The 20,615-nt window shown below is 28.7% G+C and carries 17 protein-coding genes; 2 read left to right on the top strand and 15 right to left on the bottom strand.

Annotated elements, in window-relative coordinates:
* Positions 1 to 117 precede the first annotated feature (117 nt).
* From eno to ACWPW7_RS09250, 8 genes are all read right to left on the bottom strand, one after another.
* Positions 118 to 1,416: a phosphopyruvate hydratase gene (gene eno / locus ACWPW7_RS09285; protein WP_454053299.1), complete on the bottom strand. Its 1,299-nt coding sequence runs from the start codon at positions 1,414 to 1,416 to the stop codon at positions 118 to 120.
* Positions 1,417 to 1,470: 54 nt separating this feature from the next.
* Entirely contained in the window at positions 1,471 to 3,000 is a 1,530-nt protein-coding gene (gene gpmI / locus ACWPW7_RS09280; protein ID WP_454053298.1) for a 2,3-bisphosphoglycerate-independent phosphoglycerate mutase, read from the bottom strand.
* A 20-nt stretch (positions 3,001 to 3,020) separates the two neighbouring features.
* The gene (gene tpiA, locus ACWPW7_RS09275; RefSeq protein ID WP_454053297.1) at positions 3,021 to 3,767 is read right to left on the bottom strand and encodes a triose-phosphate isomerase; all 747 of its coding nucleotides are present in this window, start codon (positions 3,765 to 3,767) and stop codon (positions 3,021 to 3,023) included.
* 26 nt (positions 3,768 to 3,793) lie between these two features.
* Positions 3,794 to 4,993, bottom strand: coding sequence for a phosphoglycerate kinase (locus tag ACWPW7_RS09270; protein WP_454053296.1), 1,200 nt, complete (start codon positions 4,991 to 4,993; stop codon positions 3,794 to 3,796).
* Positions 4,994 to 5,355: 362 nt separating this feature from the next.
* Positions 5,356 to 6,363, bottom strand: coding sequence for a type I glyceraldehyde-3-phosphate dehydrogenase (gap, locus tag ACWPW7_RS09265; protein WP_454053295.1), 1,008 nt, complete (start codon positions 6,361 to 6,363; stop codon positions 5,356 to 5,358).
* 50 nt (positions 6,364 to 6,413) lie between these two features.
* Entirely contained in the window at positions 6,414 to 7,460 is a 1,047-nt protein-coding gene (locus ACWPW7_RS09260; RefSeq protein ID WP_454055490.1) for a sugar-binding transcriptional regulator, read from the bottom strand.
* Positions 7,461 to 7,585: 125 nt separating this feature from the next.
* Positions 7,586 to 8,944, bottom strand: a complete 1,359-nt coding sequence (gene rpoN / locus ACWPW7_RS09255) for an RNA polymerase factor sigma-54 (RefSeq protein WP_454053294.1) — start codon at positions 8,942 to 8,944, stop codon at positions 7,586 to 7,588.
* Between the two features lie 181 nt (positions 8,945 to 9,125).
* Positions 9,126 to 9,599, bottom strand: a complete 474-nt coding sequence (locus ACWPW7_RS09250) for a hypothetical protein (RefSeq protein ID WP_454053293.1) — start codon at positions 9,597 to 9,599, stop codon at positions 9,126 to 9,128.
* A 415-nt stretch (positions 9,600 to 10,014) separates the two neighbouring features.
* On the opposite strand from ACWPW7_RS09250, the gene ACWPW7_RS09245 reads away from it, so the two are divergent.
* Entirely contained in the window at positions 10,015 to 11,469 is a 1,455-nt protein-coding gene (locus tag ACWPW7_RS09245) for a cell wall-binding repeat-containing protein (RefSeq protein ID WP_454053292.1), read from the top strand.
* A 148-nt stretch (positions 11,470 to 11,617) separates the two neighbouring features.
* Here ACWPW7_RS09245 and ACWPW7_RS09240 read toward each other — a convergent pair whose 3' ends face one another.
* Both ACWPW7_RS09240 and ACWPW7_RS09235 read right to left on the bottom strand, forming a co-directional pair.
* Positions 11,618 to 12,166 (bottom strand): GNAT family N-acetyltransferase, encoded by a 549-nt coding sequence (locus tag ACWPW7_RS09240; protein ID WP_454053291.1) that lies wholly within the window; start codon positions 12,164 to 12,166, stop codon positions 11,618 to 11,620.
* 152 nt (positions 12,167 to 12,318) lie between these two features.
* Positions 12,319 to 13,248: a CPBP family intramembrane glutamic endopeptidase gene (locus ACWPW7_RS09235; protein ID WP_454053290.1), complete on the bottom strand. Its 930-nt coding sequence runs from the start codon at positions 13,246 to 13,248 to the stop codon at positions 12,319 to 12,321.
* A gap of 1,093 nt (positions 13,249 to 14,341) precedes the next feature.
* On the opposite strand from ACWPW7_RS09235, the gene ACWPW7_RS09230 reads away from it, so the two are divergent.
* A complete protein-coding gene (locus tag ACWPW7_RS09230) occupies positions 14,342 to 14,689 on the top strand; it encodes a TIGR04076 family protein (protein WP_041173129.1) in 348 nt (115 codons plus the stop codon).
* 264 nt (positions 14,690 to 14,953) lie between these two features.
* Here the strand turns inward: ACWPW7_RS09230 and ACWPW7_RS09225 are convergent, their stop codons facing one another.
* From ACWPW7_RS09225 to ACWPW7_RS09205, 5 genes are all read right to left on the bottom strand, one after another.
* The gene (locus ACWPW7_RS09225; RefSeq protein ID WP_454053289.1) at positions 14,954 to 15,715 is read right to left on the bottom strand and encodes a methyltransferase domain-containing protein; all 762 of its coding nucleotides are present in this window, start codon (positions 15,713 to 15,715) and stop codon (positions 14,954 to 14,956) included.
* 113 nt (positions 15,716 to 15,828) lie between these two features.
* Positions 15,829 to 16,440 carry a DUF3137 domain-containing protein gene (locus ACWPW7_RS09220; RefSeq protein ID WP_454053288.1) on the bottom strand — a complete coding sequence of 204 codons (612 nt, stop codon included), beginning with the start codon at positions 16,438 to 16,440 and terminating at the stop codon, positions 15,829 to 15,831.
* 637 nt (positions 16,441 to 17,077) lie between these two features.
* Positions 17,078 to 18,010: an ABC transporter permease gene (locus tag ACWPW7_RS09215; RefSeq protein WP_454053287.1), complete on the bottom strand. Its 933-nt coding sequence runs from the start codon at positions 18,008 to 18,010 to the stop codon at positions 17,078 to 17,080.
* On the bottom strand, positions 18,003 to 19,079 hold the full coding sequence (locus ACWPW7_RS09210; RefSeq protein ID WP_454053286.1) for an ABC transporter permease: 1,077 nt from the start codon (positions 19,077 to 19,079) through the stop codon (positions 18,003 to 18,005). Before ACWPW7_RS09210 ends, ACWPW7_RS09215 begins: the two co-directional genes overlap by 8 nt.
* Complete coding sequence (locus ACWPW7_RS09205; protein WP_454053285.1) at positions 19,069 to 20,613, bottom strand: ABC transporter ATP-binding protein; 1,545 nt, start codon at positions 20,611 to 20,613, stop codon at positions 19,069 to 19,071. Before ACWPW7_RS09205 ends, ACWPW7_RS09210 begins: the two co-directional genes overlap by 11 nt.
* Between the last annotated feature and the right edge of the window lie 2 nt (positions 20,614 to 20,615).

The raw sequence follows: 20,615 nt of genomic DNA, 5'->3' as shown, positions 1-20,615 counted from the left end.
ATTTTAACATATTAATTTATAATTTACAATGTAAAGTCATTATTGTATATAAAAATTTAACTATAAAATTCCATAAAAGTTAGCACAGGAGAGTTAAATCTCCTGTGCTACAATAAATTATTTTCTTTTGATGTTATAGAATGCTTTTATTCCTCTATATTCAGCCATGTCACCTAGTTCTTCTTCAATTCTTAACAATTGATTATACTTAGCAACTCTTTCACTTCTAGCTGGTGCACCAGTTTTAATTTGTCCTGCATTCATTGCTACAACTAAATCAGCTATTGTTGTATCCTCAGTTTCTCCACTTCTATGAGAAACAACAGCAGTGTATCCAGCTCTAGAAGCCATTTCCATAGCATTTATTGTTTCAGTTAATGTACCTATTTGGTTTAATTTTATAAGAATTGAGTTAGCAACTTCTTTTTCAATTCCCATCTCTAATCTCTTAGTATTTGTAACAAATAAATCGTCTCCTACTAATTGAACTTTTTTATCAAGTTTTTCAGTTAAATACTTCCATCCTTCCCAATCTTCTTCTGCCATACCATCTTCGATTGAGATTATAGGATATTTTTCACAAAGCTCAACATAGTAATTAGCCATTTCTTCTGGAGTTAGAACTCTGCCTTCTCCTACTAAATTATATTTTCCATCTTCATAGAACTCAGATGAAGCAGGATCAAGTGCTATAAATATCTCCTCGCCAGCTTTGTATCCAACTTTTTCTATAGCTTCCATGATAACTTTTATAGCATCTTCATTTGAAGCTAAGTCTGGTGCAAACCCACCTTCATCACCAACACCAGTTGATAATCCTTTAGCTTTTAATATGGCTTTTAATTCATGATAAACTTCTGAACACATTCTTAGTGCTTCACTAAAAGACTTAGCTCCTACAGGCATTATCATAAACTCTTGTAAGTCTACATTATTATCAGCATGGCTTCCACCATTTAATATATTCATCATTGGTACTGGTAAAACCTTTGCATTTACTCCACCAATATATTGATAAATTCCAAGTCCTAAATATTCAGCAGCAGCTCTTGCACATGCTAAAGATACTCCAAGCATTGCATTAGCCCCTAATTTACCTTTATTTTCTGTTCCATCAATTTCAATCATAGCTTTATCTATTACAACTTGATCAAATACATTCATTCCTATTAATTCTTCAGCTATTACGTCATTTACATTATCAACAGCTTTTAGAACACCTTTTCCATTGTATATTGACTTATCTCCATCTCTTAATTCAACAGCTTCATATATTCCTGTTGAAGCTCCAGATGGCACTGCAGCTCTTCCTACTGTTCCATCTTCTAGAGTTACTTCAACCTCTACAGTTGGGAATGCTCTTGAGTCTAATATTTGTCTTGCGTATACGTCAATAATTTCAACGTGTTGTTTCATATAAGTTCTCCTCCTCATAAGGTAAATATTTAGAAATATATATTAAGATATTTACTATTTGATTAATGATTTTCCAGTAATTTCACTTGGAATCTCTAAATTCATAACCTTTAACATAGTCGGTGCAATATCCGCTAATATTCCGTCTTCTCTCAATTCTTTAGCTTCTTTAGAAACATAAATAAATGGCACTTCATTTGTTGTATGTGCAGTCATTGGCTTTCCTGTTGAGAAATCTATCATTTGCTCTGCATTTCCATGATCCGCAGTTATAAATAGTGTTCCATCCATTTCTAATATCTTATTTACTACCTTACCTAAACAGATGTCTACTGCTTCTATGGCTTTAATTGCTGCTTCTATAACACCACTATGACCTACCATATCTGGATTAGCATAATTTAATATTATCATATCATACTCATTGCTATCTAATCTATTTAAAACTTCTTCTGTTACTTCATAAACACTCATTTCAGGTTTTAAATCATAAGTAGCAACCTTAGGTGAAGGGATTAATACTCTATCTTCATTAGGATTTGGAGCTTCTACTCCTCCATTAAAGAAAAATGTAACATGGGCATATTTTTCTGTTTCTGCTATTCTAAGTTGCTTTAAACCTTTAGAGCTCACATATTGCCCAAGAGTATTATTATAACTCTCAGGAGTATAAGCTACTATTACATTTTCTAAAGTTTTATCATACTGAGTCATAGTTACATAAGTTAATTCAAAAGATTCTCTTTCAAAGTGAGTAAATACTTTATCATTTATGGCTCTAGTTATCTCTCTTGCTCTATCTGGTCTAAAATTAAAGAATATCACCGAATCTTTATTAGATATTTTAGCTATAGGACTTCCATCTTCTAATATCACTGTAGGAATAACAAATTCATCAGTTTTATTATCATGATAAGCCATATCAATAGCTTCTGTAGGATTATTTGCTTTAATACCTTCACCTTTGACTACAGCATTATAGGCAAGTTGTATCCTTTCCCATCTATTATCTCTATCCATAGCATAATATCTTCCAGATATAGTTGCAATCTTTCCTGTATTTTCAGCTTTCATATGGGCTTCTAATTCTTCTATAAAAGTCTTTGCTGAAGAAGGCAATACATCTCTTCCGTCTAGAAAACAATGTACATATACTTTTTTAAGTCCTTTATCTTTACATAATGTAATTAGCGCTTTAAGATGCTCTATATGAGAATGTACTCCTCCATCTGATAAAAGTCCCATTAAATGCATAGAAGAATTATTCACTTTAGCATTATCTATCGCCTTATTAAATGCATCATTCTTAAAGAATGAACCTTCATTTATATCCTTACTTATTCTTGTTAATTCTTGATAAATTATTCTTCCAGCACCAATATTTAAATGTCCAACCTCTGAGTTTCCCATTTGGCCTTTTGGGAGACCTACACTTATGCCACTAGCTTTTAATGTAGTGTGTGGATATTCATTAAATAGCTTATCAAAATTTGGCTTATATGAATTTCTTATTGCATTGCCATCTAAATTATCACTTAAGCCAAATCCATCTAAAATCATTAACATCACTGGTTTCTTAGCCATTATTTATCCCACCTTTTAAATTAATAATTTACAATGGCACTAAAATCCTGTGCTTTTAGACTAGCACCTCCAATTAACCCTCCATCTATATGTTCTTTTCCCATTTGTTCTTTAATAGTAGAAGGTTTTACAGAACCACCATATTGAATTCTTACAGCTTCACTTACTTCGCTACCATATAATTTCTCTATTACTTTTCTTATAAAACCAATTGTTTCATTAGCATCATCTGCTGTAGCTGTTTTTCCAGTTCCTATGGCCCAAATTGGTTCATAAGCTATAATCATTTCCTTAACATTTTCTGATGTAATTCCATTTAAATCTAATTTAACTTGTTTAGCTAATATTTCCTCTGTTATATTAGCTTCTCTTTCTTCTAATGATTCACCAATGCATAATATTGGAACCAATCCATGGTTAAAAGCAGATTTTAGCTTTTTATTAACAGTTTCATCAGTTTCATTGAAATACTGTCTTCTCTCACTATGTCCTATAATTACATATTCAACACCTAAATCCTTAAGCATTATTGGTGAAATTTCTCCTGTAAAAGCACCACTTTCTTCAAAATGCATATTTTGTGCCCCTACTTTTATATTAGTTCCCTTAACTGCTTCTACTACTGCTGGTAAACATATAGAAGTTGGACACACAACTACGTCACAAGTTGCTCCCTTAACTAATGGTTTTAATTCTTCTACTAAAGCTGTAGCTTCACTTACAGTTTTATGCATTTTCCAGTTACCTGCAATTATTGCTTTTCTCATAACTATCCCTCCGAAGCTAATATTTTTTATTTATCATTTAGAGCAACTATTCCTGGAAGCTCTATACCTTCTAAAAATTCAAGTGATGCACCACCACCAGTAGATATATGAGTCATTTTATCTCCAAATCCGAATATATTTACCGCTGCTGCACTATCTCCTCCGCCTATTATAGTAGTAGCTTCACTATTATTTGCCATTGCCTCTCCAACAGCTTTAGTGCCTTCCTCAAAGTTACTAAACTCAAATACACCCATAGGTCCATTCCATATTATAGTCTTAGATACTGCTATTGAACTCTTATAAAGCTCTCTTGTCTTCGGCCCAATATCTAATCCCATATATCCATCACTAATATTTTCATTTTCTGTTATTATAGGTTTAGCATCTTTTGAAAATTTATCAGCTACTACATGATCTAGAGGAATTAAAAGTTTAATTCCCTTTTCTTCTGCTTTTTTCATCATATCAAGTGCATATTTCACTTTATCTTCTTCTACTAACGAATTTCCTACTTGGTGTCCATTTGCTTTTAAAAATGTATAAGCCATTCCTCCACCAATTATTAAGGTATCAACCTTTTCTAACAAATTATTTATAACGTTTATTTTGTCAGAAACCTTAGCTCCTCCTAAGATTGCTGTGAAAGGTCTAACTGGATTTTCAACTGCTTCGCCTAAAAATTTAAGTTCCTTTTGTATTAGATAGCCACAAACAGCTACATCTACAAATTTAGTAACACCAACTGTAGATGAATGAGCTCTATGTGCAGTACCAAATGCATCATTAACAAAAACATCGCAAAGTGATGCTAGCTCTTTAGAAAATGTATCTTCGTTCTTAGTTTCTTCACTTCTAAATCTGGTATTTTGAAGTAATACCACTTCGCCTTCATTCATTTCCTTTACTAGTCTTATAGCATTTTCACCAACTACATTATCATCATCTGCAAATTTAACTTCTATATTTAAAAGCTCCGACAATCTCTTTGCTATTGGTTCTAAAGATAATTCTTTTTTAGGCTCTCCTTTTGGTTTTCCAAGATGTGAGCATAAGATTACTTTCCCACCATTATCAGTTAAATATTTTATTGTAGGAAGAGCACCTAACAATCTATTTTCATCTGTTATTAATCCATCTACAATTGGAACATTAAAATCACATCTAACTAATAATTTTTTTCCTTTAACAATTACATCTTCTATAGTTTTTTTGTTGAATACCATTGTTAATCCCCTTTCATTCTTCTAGATACTTCTCTTAAAATTCTACAATAATTTGGATTTTATTGCAATTAACTAAAACAACATATTTAATTCTTTATAATTTTTTTGAAGATGCTTAGGTATATGAACTAAAATAACTAATCAAAGATGGGTGTATATTTTGTATCAGACAAGGAAATAGGTTTTCGTGATAGCCTTAGCTATCATGGAGTTCTGACGACGCAGTATGATTAAAAATAGACAAGCATACTGAATAGTTATTTTCTTGAATATGCCTTATATTTTATAACAAAAAAATCTAGTCCCGCATATGTTACAGAACTAGATTTTTATTTTTACTTATACTATAATCAAATTTAAAATTATAGTCTGTCAGCAACATATTTTGTTAAATCAGCTAATCTATTTGAGTATCCCCATTCATTATCATACCAAGAAACAACTTTAACTAAATTGCCTTCAATTACCATTGTTGATAATCCGTCAACTATTGATGAATGTTCATTTCCTCTATAATCAATGGATACTAATGGTTCCTCACTATATTCTAATACTCCTTTTAATTCGCCTTCTGCGGCATTTTTAAATGCTGCATTTATATCCTCTGCTGTAGCTGTTTTTTCCAATTCGCAAACTAAATCTGTCATTGAAACTGTTGGTGTTGGTACTCTTACAGCCATACCATTCAATTTTCCTTTTAATTGAGGTAAAACTAATGATACTGCCTTAGCAGCTCCTGTAGTAGTTGGAATCATAGCTTCTGCTGCTGCTCTCGCTCTTCTTAAATCGCTATGAGGTGCATCTAATATTTTTTGGTCATTTGTATAAGAGTGAACAGTAGTCATAAGACCTTTTACTATTCCAAATTCTTTATCTAATACTTTAGCAAATGGTGCTAAACAGTTAGTTGTACAAGAAGCGTTTGATATTATATTGTGTTTTGAACTATCATATTCTTCTTCATTAACACCTAAAACTACTGTTATATCTTCATTTTTAGCTGGTGCAGAAATTAATACTTTTTTAGCTCCTGCTTCTATATGTGCTTTAGCTTTAGTTGCATCAGTGAATAATCCTGTTGATTCTATAACAATATCCACTCCTGAAATACCCCAAGGAATATTTTTAGGTTCTCTTTCTGCAAATATTCTTATTTCTTTTCCATTAACTACTATAGAATTTTCTTTAGCTTCTACTGTTCCGTCAAATTTACCATATAATGCATCATACTTTAATAAGTGAGCTAGTGTCTTTGGATTAGTTAAATCGTTAATAGCTACAACTTCTAATTCACTTCCATATTTCTTAATTAATACTTTAAAAACATTTCTTCCTATTCTTCCAAATCCATTAATTCCAACTTTTATCATTTAAGTTCTCCTCCTAAAAAATAATTATATATTTTAAGTGTCTGTTTAACTTAATAAAGTTTAATACCATCAGTTAATAATGTGTTATAAATTTCTTTAGCAGTAGCTTCATCAGTAATTAAAACTTCATTACTTCTATCTCTTATAGCTGATATAATTGCTTTAGCTTTATATTTTCCTGCTGCTACAGCAATCATATTCTCTACAGAGGAAATCTTATCAATTTTTATACCTATAGTAGGCATTGAATAGACAATATCTCCACTATAATTAAAATAATGTCCATAAGCTTCTCCTACTGCATTAAGTTTTTTTATGTTTTCAATAACTTCTTTACTTAAATCTCTTTTTTGAGACATTTCATTAGCATCGCCTATTCCATGAATAACTATATAAGAATTTTCTATCTTACTGAATATTTCTCTTATTCCCTTCTCATTTATTAAGGCCTCGAAGGTATCCTCACTGATATTATCGGGAATATTTAATATTTCATAGTTGGCATTTAATTTTGATGCTAATCTGCCAGCTAGTGTATTTGATTGAATTTCTATATCTTTTCCTATACCACCTCTAGCAGGAAGTACTGTTATATTGTTAAAATTGTTTATTTTCGGAAAATTATCTACAATCTCCTTTACAGTATTTCCTCCTGTTAAAGAAATTATTATGCCATCCTTTAAAATATTTTTCACATAATTAGAAGCAATTTTGCCTAATTCATTTAATACAGCTTTATCTTCATCTACATCTCCAGGAACTATAATAACTTCTCTTAAGTTTAATATTCCTTTAATATAACATTCTATAGATTGAAATCCTCTTAATTCTCCAATAAAATTTTTCAATCCCTGTAATATTTCTTCTCCTTCTTTGGTAATAGTCATTCCTAAGCTATTAACATCTATAAGTTTTTGTTCCTTTAAGAAGTTTATTTCACTCCTTACTACTCTTTCACTTAAATTAACGTTTGTTGCTAAAAGTCTTCTTCCAATAGGTTGATTATAGTAAATATTTTTTAGAATGTTATACCGTTCCTCCATAATTTCCAATAATTCTGGTACTAACTTTAATTGTAGTTTTAAAATTTCTTGCATCATTGTACTCCCCTGGACATTTAACGCCCGTAGGTCATTTTTTGTCCCTCTTATATTATACTATAAAAAGCTATTTTTGTGAATAGCTTTTATAATATTTTAGTGCATTTTTTCAATAATAGAAATTATAACCTTTTTCTCTGAGAAGAACTGAAAATACCTAGCTGTTCTCTATATTTTGCTATAGTTCTCCTTGAAATCATTATTCCTTCATTATTCAACATATTACATATAGTTGAATCAGAAAAAGGTTTTTTCTTATTTTCACCATCAATTATTTCTTTAATTTTTTTCTTTATATTATTGGTGGAAATATCATCATTCATAGTATTTAATGAATTTGTGAACAGATCCTTTATTTTAATTACTTTTCCAATGTGAAGAGCAATATATTTATCCTTTATAGCTCTACTTATTGTAGATTCATGAAAATTTATATTATCTGCTACATTTTTAATAGTCATAGGTTTTAAATAATCTTCTCCATACATAAAATAAAGTTTTTGTAATGAAATTATTTCTTCTATAACTTTATATAATGTATTTCTTCTCTCATCTATGCTTTTAATTAAAAACATTGCCTTATTCATCTTTTCTTTTACATAATCCACAACTTCTTTTTCTTCACTATTATTTAATATTTCTTTATACACAGTGTTTACGTTTAACTTAGGAAGAATAGTGTCATTCATAATAATTATAAAGTCATCCTCTATTCTTCTTATAGTAGCATCAGGAATTATATAGCTTATTTCTTCACCTGTAAAATATCCTCTTGCAGGTTTAGGTTCTAAAGTTTTAATTATGTCCACATAATCTTGAACAGTTTTACTATCTATTTTTAGTTTTTTAGCTATATCATTATATTTATTTTTAGAAACTAGCTCTAAGTATTCATCTACAATTTCATATATATATGAATTCCCTAGTTTTTTTCTTTTTAATTGAATTTTTAGACATTCTTTTAAATCTCTAGCCCCTACTCCTATAGGTTCTAAATCTTGGATTACCCCTAAAGCTCTTTCACAATATTCTAATGATTGTTTTTTAATCTTTGCTATCTGTTCTAATGAAGTATCTAAATATCCTCTTTCATCTATACACTCCACCATATAATTACATAAATCTATCATTGGCCTTTCCAGACTTATTTCTATTAACTGTTCTTTTAGGAAATCTTTTAAGCTTTTTTTTGCAGAAACAAAGTTTAAAGGAGAAACTTCTTCATCTTTATATCCATATTCAAAGGTTTTGTTACCGTTTTCTAAATGTTTTATCAACTTAGAATAATTAATCTCTTCTTTTCTTGGCTCATCACTCTCTTGTGATTTTGCTTCTAAAACTATATTTTCTTCTAACTCATTATTTATATGCTTCAATAAATCATATGAAGACATTTGTAGAAGCTTTACTGATAGTTGCATCTCCATAGTCATAATTAATTTTTGTTCCATTGTAAGCTTTAAATCAAAATTTAAACTCACTTCATCACCACCAAAATCGTAAAACTTTTATGACTCTTTACTTAATTATAACACAATTAGAATTTTTTTTGCTATCTATATATGACGCTAGCGCTTATAAAACTAAGTTATAGTTTGCACATTAAGCTGAAATTTATCTTTATTAAATTAAAATAGCGAACTTAAAAATAAGTTCGCTATTTTAATTTAAAACTACATTTATTATCTCTTCTCTATATTTAAAACTTATAATATTTTCTTTACTGTTCTTTACTTGAAAAACAAAGTTTTTTCTTTTTACTTTATAGGAATCCATATTAAAGTTCAGCTCTATAGGACTTAAATAATAGGTATCTATCCAATCTATTACATTTTCATTCCCTATATTGCAAAGTTCTGCTTCTCCTAAAAAAGATACTATAATATTTTCTTCATCTTTAGTGATTATATTTACAACATTTTCTTTTTCTATTTTATATTTCTCAATACGAGCTAAAGGCTTATTTAATCTAATTACACTTATATAGTCATTTTTGTTGTAAGCTTCTTCATACTTATAATGGATTAATGCAAATTTTCCTTCATCTATATAAAATTTTACACTTAAATTATAAAGTATCATATAAAATATAATAAATAAAATTAAAATTTTAGTAATAAATTTTCTTTTCTTCACATAAACACACCTCTGATACTTATTTATTATATTTTACGTAATTATTTTTCATTGGACACTAATTCATTTTTACTAAACTCTAAGTTATGACCATACAGATATGCTAGTTCTAAATGTATATGTGAAAATAGTTAAAGAAATTAATTTATAAAATTAATTTCCTCCTTAATTGTGAATTTTGAATTGTGCATTATTTTAAGTTGTTAATTGAAATATTTAATCACATAGTTATTAGTTATAGATTAATTTTAAAGTAATTTCTCTATAGATAGCTAGACTACCTTTTCTTCTCCATTTATATTATTATAATATTTAAAATTTTTCCACAGATTATATTACATATAATTGTAAAAACAAAGGGAAAAATGTATAATAATGTATAAACAATTAAAATTTAACTTGGAGGAAAATACTTATGAAAAATAATGTTTTTTGTAAATTACTGCTTATACCTTTATTCCTATTCACCTTCTCTAATCTAAATAAAGTACAAGCTAAAAACATACCTATTGAATATTATCTTTATCAAGGTAGTAATAGATATGAAACCTCTGCTATTATTTCTAATCACAATTTTGATCTTACCGATAATATAGTAATAGCCAGTGGTGAAAATTTTCAAGATGCTCTTATGGCAATTACACTTGCTAAATCAAAAAATGCACCTATTTTGCTTGTTTCAAAAAATGAAATTAATGATAAAGTAAGAGATGAAATAATTAATCTTAAGGCTAAAAATGCTTATATTGTAGGAGATTATAGTAATATATCTCAAGCTGTAGAAAATACATTAAAAGAAATTAACCTAAATATTGAAAGAGTTTATGGAAGAGATTATTTTGAAACTTCTATAAAAATAGCCTCTATGATAGAAAACGCAGATGAGGTATTTATAGTATCAGTGGATAGTTTTGCAGATTCACTTTCTATCTCAACGATTTCAGCAATAAAAAATATACCTATTTTATTTACCAATAAAAATTATATACCTTCTGAAGTTATTGATTATATATCAGAAAATGAGATAAAAAGTTCTTATATAATAGGTGGTAATGGAGTTATATCAGATCAAGTAAAAAACCTCTTACCTAATGCAGTGAGAATTGGTGGTAAAAATAGATATGAAACCAACTTTAATATAATAAAACACTTTGAAAGAGAGTTAGACTTCACTAATCTATATATAACAAAAGGTTCTAAATTTCCTGATGCACTTTCTATAGGTATTGTAGCAGGAAATAATAAAGCACCTATACTACTTTTTAGTAATAATATAAACGAAGACGCAGTACCTAAAATAGATAATTTATTAGAGAATAAAACTATAATTAATAAGTTTTTAGTTGGAGAGGATATAGATAGTCACCTTTTAAAGTTCATATATGAAAAAAATAGCCATATCCCAAAATCACCTAAAATTTTACCTAACAAATATAAAGTAGAATATATATCTTCTTTTGATAAAGAAATTTTTAACTTAACTAATGAACTTAGAAAAAAGCATGGTATTGAGCCATTGATTTGGGATGAGAAAATTTATCCTATAGCTAAATATAAATCTAACTCTATGATACAACTAAACTATTTTAGTCATGGAAATCCTAATTATAGTAATGCCGGTCCAGAGGTACTAGCAGAAGCTTTCAATTATAAATATAGTGGATATGGTGAAAATATACTTATGGCTGCATCAGATAACAATTCAAAATATAATGCTAAAAATTTATTTACCTTATGGTTAAATTCACCTTCACATAAGGCAAATATGTTAGATCCCAAGCATAAAAAAATGTCTGTAAGTATAGTAAGAGCACAGAACTTAAAAGGCTTTAAATATATTTATTATGGAACCCAGCATTTTTCTAGCTAGAGATGAACTCATTACAAAAATAAAATTTTAGATACATTTTAATACAATATTAAAACTAATATATAAATAGCTAAAGAAGGAATATTCCTACTTTAACTATTTATATATTAACACTATAATTCACCTCAAGCTTATCTTATCTTTTTTTCTAATCCATACACCATTCTTTTTTTAATAATCCATATAAATACATATCATATCTATTGTTATCTCTATAGATTGCTTCTCTATAGACTCCTTCTTTTTTAAATCCTAATTTTTCATAAGTTTTAATAGCTGAAGTATTATAGCTAAATACCGTTAGCTGAAGTCTATGAAGATTCAGCTCCCTAAAACTATAATCTATTAATAGTTTTAAAGCTTCGCTGCCATATCCCTTTTTTCTATTTTCTTCATTACCTATACATATGGATATCCAGAAAGAACCATTGTTCCACATTATACTTGAAAGCACTAAGAAACCTATCATATTTTTTTCTTCTAATATTCTAATGCTAAAGCAGAAATTTTCTTTACTGTTTATAGTTTCTTCATACCATTTTTCCATAGACTCTTTAGTTTCTGGATACGCTATCCCACCATCATAATTTCTTAAAAAATCTACATCCTCATACCACATTGTAATTTTATCTACATCTTCTTTTTTTAATGCAGATAATTTGATTCTATCTCCTTTTAATAAATTAGGTATTAGCATTCTTTCACCTTCCTTACATCAATATATAAGAAGTACTTTTTAAAATTTTTCTCTATTTTTTAATCAATGATTTATTATTCTAGTCTTTAATTTTAAATCCTTTTAATAAATATAAGATAAAAAGCCCTTTCTAATTTAAGAAAGGGCTTTTATTATGCAGCATTTAGAACCGATAAGGCTATATAATTAAGTATTACTATAGCTACAAAGATTATTGTTGTAACTATAAATGGCCAATTTACAGGTTTTTCAACTACAGTATCTTCATCAAGCTCTATACTATCTAACTTATGATTTTTCTTTAATTTATTCATTATTAATTTAGTTAGTAATATCCCAACTGCTATCATGATAATTAATGTTATGATTGTAGTTATTTGTTCTGATCCCGGTAAATCTTTGATAGATTGAGAAGCAGAATCCATATGTTGATTTTGGCTCATCATTACTTTTAAAAATACCATCTGTATAGAATTTACAAGAAAATGACAAAGCATTGAAGAATATATAGATTTAGTTATTCTTACAAGATATCCAAATAATATTCCTAAAGTTAGAGTATATAATAGTCTTTGAATATCTAAATGCATATAAGCAAAATATAATCCTGAAAATATTGCTGCTGTTTTAATACTAACATTATCATACCCTGATAGTATTATTCCTCTATAAACTAACTCTTCAAATATGGCAGGAACAACTCCCACAAAGAATATAGTTAAGAGCATAGAAGTTTCAGATACAGGATTCATCATTACACTACTAAAGCTATTAGGTGATATTACAGAAGATATGCCACTTAATCCCATTACTAGAGGTTGGCATGCTATTGCTAATAAAATTATTAGTATAATATCTTTTAATGGAAGTTTGTTTAACTTTAAAGTATCTCTTACATTTTCTTTAGTTATTAAAAGGTAAATAACTACTGGAAGGAAAAATCCTAATACCTGCATTATAGCTATACTACTAAAAGTTGAAACATTTGCCTCCATAAGTTTTAATTGAACAGTAAATGATAATAAAATCATTAAAATAATAACAATCATTCCGAATAAATTAGCTTTTAATGTTTTTTTCATAAAATCCCCCTTAGCTAAAAATAATAAATTTTTATAATACCTACTATAGACATCCAATATGAAAACTTAAAATAAACTGTGAAAAATAAATTTTCTATAAAAATAGCTTAACCCTTTAGAAATTAAGAATTAATAGTTAAGAATGAAGAATTTAAGTTAAATTTTCATTAAAAAGCCTACATTTAATACTATACTATATTTTTACTGACGTAACAAAAGTTTTTATAAATATTTCCAATATTAAAGTTAAGTTTTATAATTAAATAGGTTCTTTTAAAATGTCTTAAAAAATCTTCATAACTATATAAATATATTATATAGCTCCATCTTTTATTCAATATCTAACACATCACAAGTTAAATATAATTTATATTTAAAAATTCAATTTCCAGGGCAATAACAAATATGTACTAGCTTTAAAATTAATATATTAAAAGTAATTGATGCTTTTTTCAAATGATTAATCGCTTCATATAAAAAGACTGGCAACTATAATCTCTCCATAATATTAGTTAAATTTATCGGTATTAATCCGAACTATACTGCACCTCAGGGGAACCCTAAAGGGCTTCACTACTATTCCACGGAGGTGAATAAACTAGCAAATATATTGCTAGTGAAAAATTAGTTTGATCAAGCCAAGTTTTTTCTTAATTGTAAATTTAACAACTCTAAGTTAAAACAATAAAAATAAAAGGAGATAATCATTTAAATATAGTATTATAGATATAGAATAGATAGTGTAATATAAGCGATAATTCCATATTTTTTTATATACTATATTAATTAAGCATAAATTATTAAGTTAGTAAAGTTGAGAATAACCAAAGAAGATATTTGTTAGTTGGTTATAATGGGGTACCTATAATGTCAGTAGCAAGATATTTAAAGTATATAGATAATAGTGAAAAGAGTTTTAATACTCAAAAGACTTGAAGAAGAAAATAAAGAACTTAAAGAACAACTCAAAGTTAATTATGCTGAGATATATAAACAATTATAAATTGTTGAAAATTATGCTACAATTAAATATATAAATTAAGTTATAATTTCACTAAATTGAGCTTTATAAATTGGAATTTGGAGGTTAATCATGAAAAAATGGTATGATGAGGAGTACGAATTTGAAATTGAGGTAACTGGGTTTCTTCGCAGTGACCATACAGAGCGGTACTGCCGAAACGGCGAGGAAGTCGGGGATAAGTATACCTGCACCTATGGCTGTCCCATAAATGCCGATGGACAGGGTATCTGTTCCAAGGTCATGATGATTATGTTCCCAATCATGGAGTCGGTCAGAAGTGGCGGAGATTTAGAGAACATTGGCGGCAATGGCAAATATAGCAAGGACATTGTATGCCCAGATGGCTGCGTCATGTTCAGGCTGACGGCAAAGAAACTTGACAATGAGAATTTTTACAAGGGGAAGTTTTTTGATTAGTTTTGATTTTTATTGTGCTCAGTTTGAAGATAAGCCGAAATATATAAATTTCAGTTTGTAGTTGAATTTATATTCACTATTAAAAGAATAATTTTTACATATTATAAATTTAGTGAGTAGATTTAATATATTATGAAATAAAGTCCAGCAAAAATTTTGCTGGACTTTATTAATATTAAATACTACACATATATAGTATGAAACGTAAGTTTTTTTAAGATTTTTTAAATTTTACTCTTAATAATTAAGCATCCCTTTTTGTTTTTACTGTTTCTTTTTAGCTTTTATAAAAAATCTATGGCATATAAAATCTATATACCTTTCTCTTTGAATTCTATTGTGTATTTCTATTAATTTGTCATAATATTTTTCAATTGAAAAATCAGGAATTTGCCATGGTATTACTTTTAAATAATAGATAATAGCTCCTACATCATAAAATCTAGTTTTAGTTATGTCTTCTATTTGGTTTAAAATATGAAGCCCACCATCTTCTAGATCTTTTGAAGCTTTTTTTAAATCCCAATGATAAAATTCGCTTTGCTCACATCCTAGAGCTGCATTTATATCACTATCATTTAATCCTCCTACTTGTTGAGTAATGAAAATTCCTTCTGGGCTCAATATTCTTTGTATTTCCCTTATAGAATAAGATTCATGCCTATTTATAATTAAGTTAAAAAATTCATTGTTAAAAGGTAATTTTTCATCATCTAAAACTTCATAAACTTTAATTCCTAAAGGAGACAATCTTTCTCTAGCTATAACAATATTAGGCTTATATCCTTCTGTTGCAAAGGTATTTACTGGTAGATTTTTAAAAGAAGTTAAATATTCTCCTCCACCGGTTCCCATATCCAATAAAAATATATTATCTTTTATTTCTTTTAACACCTCATTGGTATAGCTATAATTTAATGGAAATTCCTCCATTCTTCCATTTATATAGGAGAAATCCCATCCAGAGAAATCTTTGTTTATATCTTCTATCAATGAGTAGAATAACTTTTCATTTAATATCTTCATATCTTTTCCTCCAATATTTATAATATTCCAAATCTAATTATTATAATGGAGGTCCCCGTATAAGTTGTCACAGTACACTATATATATCAAATAAAATCATAGTATCCTCTCCTCTATAGTTCTACTACTGCTTTAGTCTCATAACTACTTCCAATTTCACAGAGCAAATCCAATAGCTCACAGAATAGATTATATAAATCTTTTAATCTTTCTCCATCTTTTATAATACCTAAAGTATGAAAATAAATCTCATCAACATTTTGAGGAAATTCAACACCAAATTTTCCTTCATCATCTCTTATCTCAAGATTTATCTTCTTCTGCCTTGCTATAATATCAAAAATTTTCTCTTTTGATAAAATAATCTTCATTTTTTCTATATTAGTAGTTTTAATTATATAATTATTATCAAACTCTTCATTTCCTGTTTCCATTTCTTCCATATCAACTTCTTCGCCAATAGTATTTAAAATATTTTTGTTATACACTTTAAATCTAAAATCATCTACATTTATAAAAGGAACTCTAATTCTTGTATAAGTCATAGGTGTTTGACCTGCCATAATAGTATAGCAATCCAATATAATTGTCCAACATTTATATTTTCCTTCAATTCTCTTGTCTTTCCACATTCCTTTACTTACTATCTCTCCGTTGATTTGGTCACATAGTTTCTCCCAAACTTCATCAACTGTTGGTCCAAAAATACTTTTTAGCCTATTCATAGTTTTTCCCCCTAATTACTTTAATTGTAAAAGTTCTTCAAATTCAAACTCATATAGTATTATAAAATAATTTTTGAGAGTGAATATTTTTCACCTCTACAACTATCCTTATATGCAGCTTACCATACCTGTCTTAAATAAAATTTAAGGGTATTAGCACTATTATTAGTGACTGTAAGTAACAATTTTTTATCTAATATTATAAATAAAAAATTGTTAAAGTTCAATTTTCATTTCTAACTAACTTTATAGATAAATTTAAACAATAATAAGAATAGCATAATCTCAGATTTTTATATTCTTCAAATTTAATATTATAAATATTCTAAATATATTAAATTTTATAAAAACATACTCTAATTATACTATTAAAGCAATAATTTTTGCAAATATTTATGCAGTATTTTATTATCCAATAATAGCTTATCAATTATTAAACTTATAAATACACTGTGTTCTTATTTAATGATATTTATAATAAACTAATATAGTTTTATACTTTATATAAATAAAAAACATCTTTATAGAATAACTAACTAGTATGTTAGTTTTTTATAAGGATGCCTAAAAGTCTAAATTCATATAATTTTCTTTTTCTACTTATAAAAAACCACAGAAAAATCTGTGGTTTTAAATATTATCTTGAACCTTTTTCATATGGCTGTCCTGAAGCAGCTGGTCCTTGAGTCTTTCCAACAAATCCTGCTAATGCAAGCATTGTCAATACATATGGTATTGATGAATAGAATTCTGTTGGTAATGACCATGAGAAACCTTGCGCCACTATTTGGAATGATTCACCAAAGGCAAACAATAAACATGCTCCTAATAATCCAAATGGTTTCCAGTTACCAAATATCATCGCTGCTAAAGCTATAAATCCTCTACCTGCAACCATATTATCTCTAAATAATGGTGTAATACCAAGAGACAATGCAGCTCCACCAAGACCTGCCAGTGCACCTGATAAAATTACACATAAATATCTCATTTTGTATACATTTATTCCTAATGTGTCTGCTGCTTTTGGATGTTCTCCTACAGCTCTAATTCTTAATCCTAATGGAGTTTTATATATAACATAGTGTGAAACAAAAACTAATACTATAGCAAGTATCACAAACCAGTTAATTCCACCAATTATTTCTCCTAATATAGGTATGTTTAGTATAAAATCTGGCACGTCAAAAGGTAAACTTTTAACTATATCTGTTTGACCACCTCTACCTTCAAATAATCTTGAAATCAAGAAACTGGCAAGAGCAGTAGAAAAAAGGTTAATTGCCGTACCTGAAATAACTTGATCAGCTTTTAAATTTATACTTAAAACTGCATGAATTAATGCTAGAGCTCCTCCGGCTATCATAGCACAAACTATACCAATAAGAGGACTTCCTGATGCATAAGTTCCATAAACTGCAAAAAATGCACCTATAGTCATCATACCATCTAATCCTATATTTACTACTCCAGATCTTTCTGAGAACATTCCCCCAAGAGCTGCAAAAATTAGAGGCGTTGCTATTCTAAGTGTAGCCGTTAATAATGCAATTGCATTTAAATTACTCATTTACAATCGCCCCTTTCTTTTTCTTTTCTTCAAAGTATTTAACAATATAATCCGTTGCAACAAATATAATAATTATTGCTTGTATTAAATATACTATTTGTTTTGGAATTCCATTTAATTGTAACGCTCTAGCACTATTGTTTAAAGCACCAAACAGTATTGCAGAACCTATACATGCTATTGGATTATTCTTTGCAAGTAATGCAACAGCAATTCCATCAAATCCATAGCTTGGCACAGCCATAAAATCTTGAAGAGTATGCATAACTCCTGATATATGAGTTGCTCCACCAAGTCCTGCAATAGCTCCAGAAATAACCATAGCTAAAATCATATTTTTAGGTATATTTACTCCACCATATTCTGCACCATGTGGATTTATACCAACAGCTCTAATTTCGTATCCAACTGTGGTTTTCCATAGTAACCAGAAGATAAATGCTGCTACTAATATAGCTAAGAATATGCTTGTATTTGCTGGTGCCGCTTTCATAAATCTAGTAAATTGAGCGCTTTCTTCAATTATTGGAGTACTTGCCTTACCAGGCACTCCAAAACGTGTTTTTAATATAATATAATTACAAAGGAATACTGATATATAGTTCATCATTATTGTATTAATAACTTCACTTGTTCCAAATTTAGCCTTTAAGTAACCTGGTATTCCAGCCCATATACTACCTGCTATTATACCTGAAACTATCATTAGTGGAATGTGAATTACTGGACTTAATCCTGGAATTGTTCCAACAATTGCAGCTGCAAGCATTCCAAGGGCAAATTGTCCTGCAACTCCTATATTAAATAAGCCGCATCTAAATGCTAATGCATGGGCAACCCCCGCAAATATCAGTGGAGTTACTTCTGATAATGTAGTCATTATGTTTCTCTTTGTACCAAAGCTACCTTTCCAAACAATAGATATTAATTCACCTAATGCTGTAAAGTATTTAGTTATTGGATAACCTTTAGCCCACATTATGAAAAATACTGATATAAATAGTGAAAGTATTATAGCAATGAATGGGAAAGCTATAGATTTTAAATTTTGCTTGAATTTACTTTTCATTTGCGTTAGCTCCTTTCTCCGCTTGTCCTAAGGTTCCACCAGCCATTAAAATACCAAGTTTTTGCTCTGTAGCTTCACTTCTATCAAGTATTGCAACTATCTTTCCATCATACATAACAGCAATTCTATCTGATAAAGCCATAATTTCATCAAGTTCTAAAGATACTAAGAGTACAGCTTTACCCTTATCTCTTTCTGCTACTAATCTTTTATGTATATACTCAATAGCACCAACATCTAGTCCTCTTGTTGGTTGAGCTGCAATTAATAAATCTGGATTCTTTGAAATTTCTCTTGCTGCAATTAATTTTTGCTGATTACCACCTGATAATGCTGAAGCGGCCACTTCGTTATTTGGAGTTCTAACATCAAATTCTTCTATAAGTTTATCACAATGAGCTTTAATTTCACTATAATTCATTGCAATACCCTTGGTAAAAGGTTTATTTCTATGAACTCCAAGTATAGAGTTTTCAAATAGTGAATACTTAAGAATTAATCCTCTTTTATGTCTATCTTCTGGAATATGTCCTACTCCTGAATCAGTAATTTCTCTTGGTGCTTTACCATATATGTCCTTATCTTTTAATACAATTTTTCCATTTTTAGCCTTTCTAAGACCAGTTAATACCTCTAAGAATTCACTTTGGCCATTTCCATCAACTCCTGCAATACCAAGAATTTCTCCACCATTAACAACTAAATTAAGATCTTTAACAGCTTCAATTCCTCTATGATCATTTGCAGATAAGTTTTCTATTCTTAAAACTTCACCTTTTATTTTGCTCTCTTTTTTATCAACTACTAAATTTACTTTTCTTCCTACCATTAGCTCTGCTAATTGATCAATATTAGTTTCATTAGTAGAAACGGTACCAGTTACTTTACCTCTCCTAATTATAGTAACTCTATCACTCATACTCATAACCTCTTTAAGTTTATGAGTGATTAATATTACAGATTTTCCTTCCTTCTTTAAATTCTTAATAATGTTTCCTAGCTCTTCAATTTCTTGAGGCGTTAAAACGGCTGTAGGCTCATCAAGTATTAATATTTCAGCTCCTCTATATAATGCTTTTAATATTTCAACTTTTTGTTGTTGACCTACAGAAATATCCTCAATTACAGCCTTTGGATCAATTGCAAAGCCATATTTTTTTGAAAGCTCTTCAACATTTTTAATAGCGGTTTTCATATCAAGCTTAGCACCTTTTTTAGGTTCTGTGCCTAATACTATATTTTCAGCTACAGTAAAATTGTGAACAAGCATAAAATGCTGATGCACCATACCTATTCCCAAGCCAATAGCATCATTAGGATTAGCTATTTTACTTATTTTACCGTTTACATAAATATCACCCTTATCCTGTTGATATAATCCATATAGAATATTCATTAGTGTGGTTTTACCTGCACCATTTTCTCCAAGTAAAACATGAGTTTCGCCTTTTAAAAGTTCAAAATCCACATTGTCATTGGCAATAGTTCCAGGGAAAACTTTGGTTATACCTTTCATTTCTATTACCTTGTTCATCC

This window comes from Clostridium sp. Marseille-Q7071, assembly GCF_965112025.1.
The sequence above is the reverse complement of the archived record's forward strand: the minus strand, read 5'-3'. Positions and strand labels throughout refer to the sequence as shown.